Below are 9,664 nucleotides of genomic sequence, written 5' to 3' on the forward strand. Positions count from 1 at the left end.
TAACTTTCCATCGGGACACCTGAGGTTTGGATGACAACGGTGATGGTCGTCGAAGACGACGAGAACATGCGGGTCGCGGTCGCCGCGCAGCTGAGCGCGGCCGGGCTCGGCGTGCACGTCTGCGGAGACCTCGCCGGCGCCGGAAGAGCGCTCGGCTCGCACGCCTACGACTGCGCGGTGTTCGACCGGATGCTGCCCGACGGCGATTCCCTCGGCTACGTCGACGCTCTCCGCCGCCAGGGCTGGCACACGCCCGTGCTGTTCCTCACCGCGCGCGATTCGCCGGCCGACCGCGTCGCCGGGTTCGAGCACGGCGCGGACGACTACCTGGTCAAACCGTTCGCGATGGCCGAGCTGACCCAGCGGGTGCTGAACCTGTGCCGGCGCAGCGGGTCGGACCGGCCCTCGGTGCTCCGCCACGACGACCTCGTGATGGACTGCGCGCGGCGCGAGGTCCGCAGGGCCGACGTGCTGCTCACCCTGTCGAACAAGGAGTTCGCCGTGCTCGAATACCTCCTCGTCCGGGCCGGGCAGGCGGTGAGCCGGGCGGAACTGCTCGAACACTGCTGGGCCGCGGCTCCCGAGGAAATGGGCGACAAGTCCAATCCGGTCGACGCGGTGGTGAAGCGGCTGCGGCGGAAGCTGCGGGAACCGGAACTGATCCACGCCGTGCGCGGTCTCGGCTACCGGTTCGGCGCTCAGTGAACGGCTCCGCCGCCGACCGGTTGCGCCGGCTGCGCTGGGTCCTGACCGCACTGTTCACCACGATGAACGCGATCGGGCTGATCGTGCTCGCCTGGATCGTCGTCGACGAGGACGCCGACCGCGGCACCGCCGAGGTCACCTCGAGCCTCGACCGCGTCACGTCCGCGGTCAGCAGGCAGGTCGGCTACGACGGCGGCGTGGTCAGCTTCGCGCTCGTCAACAGCGACGAGCTGAACAACGCCTGCCCGCAGTTCGCGATCCTTCCCGGCGGCGCCCAGACCTTCCGGCCGCATCTCTCCGGCCGCACCTGCGTGCCGATGGACACCGGCGTGCTCAACGGACTCGCCGCCGACGCGATCCACACCGGCGGACTCGTCCAGGGCTACCAGCAGAGCACCGACGGCCGGTCGGTGCTGGTGCGCGCGCAACCGCTGCTGAACCCGTCCGGGAAGTACCTCGGGGCCGTCGTCGCGTCCGCCGACCTGACCGACACGGAGTCCGCGCACACGCAGTTCGTCCTGCTGGTGGTCGGCGGCTGCGTGCTGCTGATCGCCGTGCTCGGCTTCGCCGGGCACCTGCTGTCCGGCCGCTCGATCCGGCCCGCGGCGGCGGCGTTGCAGGAACAGGAAGTGCTGCTCGCCGAGACCGCGCACGACTTGCGCAGCCCGGTCGCCGCCCTGCGCGCGCTCGCCGAAACCGCCCAGGCGAACCCGGATCAGCGTGCCGCGCTGCTGCCGCGGACCGTGCAGCTGGCGTCCGATATGGGCAGCATCATCGACAGCCTGCTGGTCCGCGCCCGGCTCGCAGCTGGTGTCGAACAGCTGAACCTGCAACCGGTGTGGCTCGATCAGCTGGTCACCGACATCGCCGAGAGCGCGCACACCGGAGGCGCGCAGGTGACCGTGACGGCGGCCCCGACGAAGGTGAACGCGGACCCGACCCTGATCCGCCGCGCGGTCGGCAACCTGCTGGACAACGCGGTCCGGTACGGAAGGCAGCCGGGCGCGGAAGCGATCGTGCACATCACCGTTTACGGCGGAACGGTCACTGTGGCCGACCATGGTCCCGGCATCGACCCGTCCACGGCTGCGGATGCCTTTGACCGGTTCAGCAGCACGGGCGGGTCGTCCGGACTGGGGCTGTCGATTGTGCGGTGGGTGGCGCAGGCGCACGGCGGGGTGCTGTCGGTGTACAACGCGGACGAGGGCGGGGCGATTTTCGAGCTGCGCTTTCCGCAGGCGGCGTAACCGGCGGCAGCTTCCGGACACAGCGGCAGGGAACCCGGCCTTCCGCACTACCTTCGGGTCCCGGAGGGAGGCACGGATGACCTTCGACATCATCGGTTTGTGCCAGCGGAAACCCGATCCGGAGATCCTGTTCGCCGCGCTGCTCGCGGCCGGACCGGAACTGCTCGCGGAGGTCCCGGACGGCCAGCCGCTGCGGCTGCGGCGTCCGGACGGGCGACAGCTGCTGACTGTCGCCGAACCCGTTTTCGTCGCGGTGCCGGGCGAAGCGCACCGGCTGCTCGGCCTCGCCGAGGACCTGCCGCCGCTGTGGTGGGTCGAAAGCCGTGCCCCCGACGGAGATCCCGGGGCCGAAGCCGCCGGGCGGGCCTTCACCTCGGCACTGGTCGCCGCGACCGGAGGACTCTCGTGGTCCAGCCGCTGACCGAGCACCCCGCCGCCGACCGGACCACCCCGGAAGCGCTGGTGGTCGAGCAATTCCGCCACGTCGTGCCCGACTCGCCGTGGCTGCGCACCGCGGCCGCCGCCGCTTCGCGCGACCGCCGCGCGCTGCAGCTGGTCACGTCCGAGCGCAGCCGGCTCACCTATCCGCTCGAGCTGCTCCTTCGCGACGCCGGCGCCGACTGGATCGTGCGCGAGGAATCCGGCGCGCACCGGGACGGGTTTCGCGGGATCCCGTTGCACTGGAACGGAATCCGCTTCGTTCCCTTGCCCGGCGAGCCACGTCCGATCGTACCCGGGCCGTCGCCTGGCTCCGGCGACGTGGAACTCCGGATCACCACCGCGCGGACCGGCGCCGAGACGCCGCGGATCGGCGAGTCCGCCGCGTGCGCGATCCGCGCGCTGACCGGCCGCGACCCGCTCGGCTGGGGCATCGCCGAACCCGCCGCGCAGCCGTGGGGCGACCTCGCCGCCGCTGCCCGCCGCGTCCCCGCTCGCTTCGTCGTTGTCGGCTCCGGCTGCCTCGGCAGGCTGCGACTGTCCACAACGGACTCCGGGGTCGTCGAGGAAGTCCTGCTGAGCGGACCGCCGTCCGGGAGCGTCTCGCGGCACGCCGTCGAAGCGCTCGCCGACCGGCTCGCGGAGTCGGCGCAGACGATGCTCGTCTCCGTCCATCCGGGACGCAGCCACGGCCTGCGGTCCGCGAAGCCGTCCCCGCCGTCGATCCCTTACGGCCTGCTGGCCGGTCCCGAACTGATCGCCCCTCGCGGCGTGCCGCACGCGCGCCAGGTTCCCGGGGTCCGGGCGGAAATCCTCGGCGCGGCCGGGCGGCACGCCGCGTGGTACCGCTTCGACGGCGGGCCGGAGGCTCCGATCGCCCAGTTGACCGCGGTCCTCCAGCACTTCGGGACCCGGTGACGGCTGCCTCATCGGCTCGGAGCGGTGCCAGTGACGGCGAGCACCGCGTCCAGCAATACCTTGTCCTGCTCGGTGAGTGCCGCTCCGTTGCGGGCCAGCGCCGTCTGGATCGTCCACGCGCAGAGGGGCCACTCCCCCGCGTGGAAGAAACGACGCACACTGTACGACCACGGCTCGACACGATCCAGCACGGCTTCGACCAGGGTTTCCAATCCCCCGAAGAACTCCCTCCACGGCCTTCCCGGAGCGGCCGCGCCCTCGACGTCAGTCGGATTCTTCATCACCCCCGGGCCCCACTCCGGGAAAGCGGCGAGAATCTCGCCGTCGGCGTCGAGGACGACGCCGAACTGGACACCGTCCCGGAGATCCCACAGGTGGAACGTCCCGTCAGGCAACTCCACGACCTGACTGTCAAGCGGATGCCGGGCGATATCCTCGACGAAGTCGAAGATCTGCTCCTCGGACCATCGCACCGGGAACTCGGTCTTGCCCGGCAGCCCTCGCCCGGGCCGATGACCCCCGCCGACGGCGAGGGAAGGGGCCCTGCCCGGGCCGGAGCCCGGCTTTTCCCCGCCCGTAAATCCTTCTTCCACGATCTGCCTCGCCTCCGCTGCCGGCCGATGCTACCCGGCTAGTTCCTGGGGTTCTGATACACACCGCGTCCGTACAGCGGCATCGAGGTCCGGATCCGGCCCGCCGGATCGATCACGACCTCGATCATCACCCCGTCCCGCATCCCGAACACGTTCCAGTTCCCTCGTCCGGCGTCCCACCTCACGGAATCCGGCTTGCGTGCGACGTCGAGAACGAGGTTGTGCGTCTGTTGCTCCGTCCACCGCCGGGGGAACTCCGTCTTCCCCGGCACCCCGGCTCCCGAGCGATGGCCCCCGCCCGGATGCTGCGCGGTGGACGGATCACCGTCGAGAATGTGCCGTTTGCGGTTGTCAGTCAGCCGGATCTGCTCAGCCGACGGGAACCCCCTCGGCACCGGCCCCGGTTCCGGCGGCCGTTTGTCGGCCGCGATGTCCTCCGCGGTGCGCACCTCGGTGGCCCCTGGCAGCGGTCCGGAGCCTTTTCGGTTGCCGATCTTCGGCGGCATCCGGACGTCTCCGTCCCGGCGCTTGCCCGTCCGCGAAACACGATCGCCGTCCGTCCGGCCGGCCGAGTGGTGATGGCCGGGTCCTGGAACTTCCACCTGCCTCGCGCGCGGAGCGGATCGGGCCGGCTGCTCGTCCGGTGCCCGGTGCGACGGCTGCGGAGAGTTCGGCCGACGGCCGCCGCCACGATGCGGAGGGTTGATCGCGTCGCCGACGGAACCCGAAGGCCGCGTGCCCGGCCGCACCGGCGATTGCGCGGCCGAGTGCGCGGGTCGCGTTCGCCCGTCTCCGGCTTCGGTCTGTGCGCCGGATCTTCCTTTCGACGGGCCATGAGCCCGCGGCTCGGCACGGTCCGGTTCGGGCGCCCGCGACACCGCCGGGTCGTTCTTCGCGTTCTCGGCAGGTTTTCGCTCGGAGGGCCGTCGCACCGCTTCGGACTGTTCCTCGCGGCGCGGTTCCGTCGGCCGAACTGCCTCCCGACCGCGTTCCGCGGGGTCCGGCACGCGGTGTGCGCTCTCGGCCGATCGTCCCGGTTGCGACGCACCTGTTTCGGCCCGGCGGTCTCCCGGCTCGCGGGCTCCCTCCGAGCTCCGATCCGCTTGCGGATCCCGCCGGCCGCCGGGCTCCGGGAAGTCGGTGCCCTTCGCCCGCGGCGCGGCCGGACTGCCGTCCCCCGGCCTCGGATCCGGAGTTTCCCCCGGATCACGGGTCTGGTCCGGCTTGTCCCGGCCGTCTGAACCTCTTCCCGGCCCGTCGGGTTCCGGGTGCCCGTGCGGCGGGCCGCCGGAGCCAGGCTTCCCCGGCGACTCCGGATCCGGTGCGGTCTCTTCCCCGCGGCCGCGCTCCGGATCGCGCGACTCCGGCGGAGTCCGCTCGGGCTCGGCTGCCCGCCCCCCGCCGGGCTGCGGGGAATCCGGGCCTTTCGGCGGCTTCGGGCCAATCGGGCCATCGTCCCCCGGCCGCGGCTCCGGATCCTCGTCCGGACCGCGGCGGGCCGCCCCGTCGGGATTCTCGGCCCCACGGCCGGAATCCGGCTCGGCGCCGTGCGGACCTTCCCGTTCCGGCAGTTCCCGCGGCGGCTCGGGGTGCGGCCTGACGCCCGGAGCCGCCGCGGCGTTTTCCGGCCGGACGAGCCGGAACCTCCCGGTTTCGGGATCGAACCGGGCGACGGTGCCGTCCGGGTTCCCGCCGGGCCCCCTCCTCGGGCCGCGGGGGTTCGGCCTCGACGACGGCAGGTCGGTCGGCCCGCCGGTCGGCGGGTGCGGCACCCCGTGCCAGATGTCCCACATGTCGAAGCCGCTGTGCAGCAGGCTCGACATCCGCAGCCCGGCGAACATGGCCAGCTGGAACTTGGTGCTCGCCTTGATCCGGGGGTTGTCCTGCACGTCGTGGGTGTCGTGCCCTTCCAGCCGCGCCTCGTCGCTGCCCGGCGCCGGCAGCCCGGTTCGAGCACCGGGATGTCCTGGTTCCGCGGTGCCGGGCGGCTCCGGGCGACCGCGATCCGGGGCAGGGCCCTCCCGGTCCGGCGTGGACGGCGGCTCGGCTTCCGCCGGCCGGTGTTCGACAGTCACCTCGCCGGTGTTGCGGTCGACGTGGGCGACGTAAGCCCCTTGGTCACGCGGGGGCAAGCCGGGATCCCCTGGCGGCAGCGTGCGGGGAGCGGAGGTCTCGCCGGGCGAACGCTGCGGTTCGGCGCCGTCCGGTTCGCGCTCGGGCTTTCCGTTCGGCTCGCCTTCCGCGGGCGGTTCCGCCTCCCGTCCCGGCCCCGGCGGTTTCCGCGGCGGGCCGCCCGGCGGCTTGCCCGAGGAACCCGATGCCGCCTCTTTCGGCGCTTCCCGTCCTTCGACGAGCGGAGTGACCGGCTGGGCCGGTTCGCGGCGGACTTCGGAGGGCTTCGCGTCCGGGTGTTCTCGTTGCGGCGGCAGGGAATCACTGCCGTGGGAGGATTTGCCCGCGGCGGCCCCGGTCTCGGCGGAAGGGTGCGGCGCGACCGCACCGGAACCGGGCTGTTCCGTGCCAGGACGTCCCTCGCCGTGCGGGACCTCTCCCGGGTGCGGGCCGACGTGTGCTGCTTCCGCTGCCGGATGCGGCGCCGCGGCGGTCGGCGGCCTCGGCGGAGGCGAGGACGGGACGACCCGGTCGTCCGGAGGCACGGCCTGGTGCGGCGGACCGGCCGGGCGGGCGGGGTCCGGCGATGCGTCCGGCCGCGGATGCACCGGGCGCGGGCCGCCCGGCACATCCGGAGTTCCCGGGGCGGGCCGGACCGGCGGAGAAACACCGGGCGGTGAAGCGGCCGCCGGGTTGTGCCCGGTGCCGTCCGGCGGGGTGCGGGGAGCGTCGGCGGCAGGACGCGCCGGTGCCGAGGGGTGCGGACCGGCGGTGCCGCCGGGAGACTTTTCCACTGCCTCGCCGACCGAACCCGGAACCGGCGGCTCGTGCGGCGGATCCGCCGGCGGCGGGCGATCGGTGTCCCGCACATGCGAAGGCCCGGCGGCGTCGAGTTCACGGCCTGCGCGTCCGGGAGTGCGAAGGTGGTCGACGATCTTCGGGACCTGCCCGAGTCCCTTCACCAGCGTGGTCGAGAACGGATGCAGATACGGGCTCGCGGTCAGGATCGCGTCCCCGGCGCGGGCGGCCGCACTGCCGGTTTTCGCGATCGCGCCGAACTTCGAACTCTCCGCGACCTCGCCGAGCGACCTCAGCGCGCCGCCGACCCCGTCGGTCCCGACCACGGTCAGCACGTTGCCGATGTCCGTGCCCACCGCGGCCCACGGATTCGTCTCCCAGTCGTCGACGTCGATGAAATCCGCGGCCTGCTGGAACAGCTGGTAACCCATGTCGCCCGGCTGGAAACCCGGCAGCCCGACCGTCTGGTCGAGGACCGGCAGCCCCAGCATCAAGCCGGTCGGGCTGTAGGTGATGTTGGCGAGCACGTGCGTGCCCAGCGCTCCCCAGGCGTCGCCGAGGTTCGACCACGACCAGCCGCCTTCCCCGAACCCGGCGAGTCCCTTGACCATGCCGTACAGCTGGCCGACGGTCGCGTCCCACATGCTTTCGAGCAAGCCCAGCGGGCCGTGCGCTTTCTCCTTGGGGGCCTTGGATTCCGGCAGCTCCTTCCCCTCGAGCAGGCCCACCGCCGCGGTGATGATCGCGGCGAACGACGGGGCCACGTGCCGCGCGAAGCTCTGTTTCATCCGCTCGCCCGCCAGGCCGGCGAGGGAGTACTTCGTGTCGTAGGAATCCAGTTGTTTCAGGATCGTGGACTTCACGCCGTGGATCAGGCGCCCGTAGCTCTGATAGGCCTGCGCCAGTTCTTTCATCTCGCCCGACAGCTGGGTCATCCCGGTTTCGCCGGGACCGGCCGTGTTCACCGTCGAGATGTTGTGCCGCAGCAGCACCCCTGCCGGATCCGGCCACGTCTGCTCGATCGCGGACGACACGGCGCTGCTCGACGCCACGGCTTCGTCCACCGCGGTGGCCCCGGCGAGCCATTCGTCTCCGGTCGCCGAGGCGACGGCCGCGCTGTCCGCGGGCCACAGCTCGTCATGCCGGTAGCCGCCGTACGAGACGACGTGCCGCCACAGGTCATTGTCCGTGGGCTCGGAAATGTCCGCGTAGCAGCCCCACGGTGTCTCGACCGCGTCGTAGCCGCTCATCGGCCGAACTGGTCGGCCGCCTCGACGGCCCCGGCCTCGTAGCCGCGGACCGCCTCGCGCGCGTCGGTTTCGATGCGGCGATACGGGTTCTGCTCGCCGAGATAGGTGTTCAGACCGGTGTGGAGCTTGTCCGCCGCCGTGATCACCTTCTGGAACGCGGCTCCCATCGGGCCGTTGCCCAGCTTTCCCGCACTCGACAACGCGGTCTCGGCGGCCTGCCAGCGGGTGTGCAGAGTGTCGGCGGTCGTGCCCAGAGCGTCCAGCTGCCGGTAGGTGTCGTCGAGGTAGATTTCGACGAGGCCGTCCTGGTTCGTGGTGACGCGCGAGCTCACCGGGAGCCTCCCTCGAGTTCGCGAAGCAGCGGGCCGAACCTGAGGTCGGCGTTCTCCGGCGAGGCACCGGGTTCCAGGTACTTTTCGAGAATTTCGAAGCCCTCGTCCGCGGCGAGCGCGGCCGCCCGGCGGACGGTCGCGGTGATGTCCCCGGCCAGCGCGGCGGAATCCGGCCTCCGGAAGACGCGCGGGTCCAGCCACAGTTCCAGCAGCTCCCCCGAGCCGCCGACGGTCGCGCCGACCAAGCCGTCGTCCGATTCCGCGACCGCGCGGATCTCGCCCATCCGCTGTTGTGCGGCCCGGATTCCCGCTGCCATCCGTGCGGATTCCATCGTGCACCTCCCACGCCTCGGCACTCACTGTGCACCGGCCGCGACGGCGGCGGGGCCCCGTGTCCGGTTGCGGCCACGGTCGTCCGGCGGCCCGCCGCCGGGCCCGACTATGGGGCGGTGAAACGACATCGCGCACTCGCGCTCGCCGCCGTGCTGGCCGCGACCGCGGTCCAGGTCATCGCCGGGGCGGGCGCCGCCGCCGCGGCGCCGCCCGCCGGGGCCTGCCAGGACCCCAGTCCGGCGCAGGCCGAGGTGCCCGCGCTGCCGTGGGCGCAGCAGCTGCTCGCTCCGCAGCGGGCCTGGCCGTACAGCCGAGGCGACGGGGTGCTGGTGGCGGTGGTGGATTCCGGGGTCGACGCCGACCATCCGCAGTTGCGCCGGGCGGGGAAAGTCCTGCCCGGCCGGGATTTCTACCTCAACGGAGCCTTGCCCGGCGACTTCGACTGCGTGTCGCACGGCACCGGGGTCGCCAGCATCATCGCCGCGGACCCGGCGCCCGGCATCGGCTTCGCCGGAATCGCGCCCGGCGCGGCGATCCTGCCGGTCCGCGTCAGCGACCGCGACGTCAGCGACCGAGGACAGGTCCAGCGGATCGACCCGCAGGTGGTGGCGAACGGCATCCGCTACGCGGCGGACCAGGGCGCCAAGGTGATCAACCTGTCCCTCGCCGGCCTCGACGACTTCCCGGCCATCCGGGACGCGGTGGCCTACGCGGTGGCCGGCGACGCGGTCGTGGTGGCGGCGGCGGGCAACGCGCAGCAGGACGCGGCCGCGCGCTTCCCGTCCTACCCGGCGGGCTATCCGGGAGTGCTCGGGGTCGGCGCGGTCGACATCGACGGGGCGCGGCTGTCCGCCTCCCAGATCGGGCCGTACGTCGGCGTGGCGGCCCCGGGCGTCAAGGTGCTGGCCCGTCGTTGCCGGTGACGACCAGGTCGAGAT

9 protein-coding genes are annotated in these 9,664 nt (G+C 72.7%); 5 read left to right on the plus strand and 4 right to left on the minus strand.

Annotation, left to right across the window (positions count from 1 at the left end; genetic code table 11):
• Positions 1-30: 30 nt before the first annotated feature.
• The 4 genes from ACWDNU_RS15615 (at position 31) to ACWDNU_RS15630 (ending at position 3,308) form a co-directional block, all read left to right on the plus strand.
• Positions 31-705 carry a response regulator transcription factor gene (locus tag ACWDNU_RS15615; RefSeq protein WP_370936739.1) on the plus strand — a complete coding sequence of 225 codons (675 nt, stop codon included), beginning with the start codon at positions 31-33 and terminating at the stop codon, positions 703-705.
• Positions 702-1,952 (plus strand): sensor histidine kinase, encoded by a 1,251-nt coding sequence (locus ACWDNU_RS15620; RefSeq protein WP_449669315.1) that lies wholly within the window; start codon positions 702-704, stop codon positions 1,950-1,952. Before ACWDNU_RS15615 ends, ACWDNU_RS15620 begins: the two co-directional genes overlap by 4 nt.
• A gap of 76 nt (positions 1,953-2,028) precedes the next feature.
• Positions 2,029-2,373 (plus strand): hypothetical protein, encoded by a 345-nt coding sequence (locus tag ACWDNU_RS15625; RefSeq protein WP_449669316.1) that lies wholly within the window; start codon positions 2,029-2,031, stop codon positions 2,371-2,373.
• Positions 2,358-3,308 carry a DUF6177 family protein gene (locus ACWDNU_RS15630; RefSeq protein WP_449669317.1) on the plus strand — a complete coding sequence of 317 codons (951 nt, stop codon included), beginning with the start codon at positions 2,358-2,360 and terminating at the stop codon, positions 3,306-3,308. The genes ACWDNU_RS15625 and ACWDNU_RS15630 overlap by 16 nt, the downstream gene beginning before the upstream one ends.
• A gap of 8 nt (positions 3,309-3,316) precedes the next feature.
• Here the strand turns inward: ACWDNU_RS15630 and ACWDNU_RS15635 are convergent, their stop codons facing one another.
• From ACWDNU_RS15635 to ACWDNU_RS15650, 4 genes are read right to left on the minus strand one after another with little or no spacing between them, the layout of a single operon-like run.
• Complete coding sequence (locus tag ACWDNU_RS15635; RefSeq protein WP_449669318.1) at positions 3,317-3,901, minus strand: EndoU domain-containing protein; 585 nt, start codon at positions 3,899-3,901, stop codon at positions 3,317-3,319.
• 38 nt (positions 3,902-3,939) lie between these two features.
• Complete coding sequence (locus tag ACWDNU_RS15640; protein WP_449669319.1) at positions 3,940-8,061, minus strand: WXG100-like domain-containing protein; 4,122 nt, start codon at positions 8,059-8,061, stop codon at positions 3,940-3,942.
• Positions 8,058-8,393, minus strand: coding sequence for a hypothetical protein (locus ACWDNU_RS15645; RefSeq protein WP_449669320.1), 336 nt, complete (start codon positions 8,391-8,393; stop codon positions 8,058-8,060). The genes ACWDNU_RS15640 and ACWDNU_RS15645 overlap by 4 nt, the downstream gene beginning before the upstream one ends.
• The gene (locus ACWDNU_RS15650) at positions 8,390-8,725 is read right to left on the minus strand and encodes a YbaB/EbfC family nucleoid-associated protein (protein ID WP_449669321.1); all 336 of its coding nucleotides are present in this window, start codon (positions 8,723-8,725) and stop codon (positions 8,390-8,392) included. The genes ACWDNU_RS15645 and ACWDNU_RS15650 overlap by 4 nt, the downstream gene beginning before the upstream one ends.
• 117 nt (positions 8,726-8,842) lie before the next feature.
• On the opposite strand from ACWDNU_RS15650, the gene ACWDNU_RS15655 reads away from it, so the two are divergent.
• On the plus strand, positions 8,843-9,649 hold the full coding sequence (locus tag ACWDNU_RS15655; RefSeq protein WP_449669322.1) for a S8 family serine peptidase: 807 nt from the start codon (positions 8,843-8,845) through the stop codon (positions 9,647-9,649).
• Positions 9,650-9,664 lie beyond the last annotated feature (15 nt).

Source organism: Amycolatopsis sp. NPDC003676, assembly GCF_053587275.1.

Bases quoted from the DNA above. Each gene is read 5' to 3' on its own strand.
- ACWDNU_RS15615 (WP_370936739.1), top strand. From the start codon at position 31: ATGACAACGGTGATGGTCGTCGAAGACGACGAGAACATGCGGGTCGCG.
- ACWDNU_RS15625 (WP_449669316.1), top strand. From the start codon at position 2,029: ATGACCTTCGACATCATCGGTTTGTGCCAGCGGAAACCCGATCCGGAG.
- ACWDNU_RS15640 (WP_449669319.1), bottom strand. From the start codon at position 8,061: ATGAGCGGCTACGACGCGGTCGAGACACCGTGGGGCTGCTACGCGGAC.
- ACWDNU_RS15650 (WP_449669321.1), bottom strand. From the start codon at position 8,725: ATGGAATCCGCACGGATGGCAGCGGGAATCCGGGCCGCACAACAGCGG.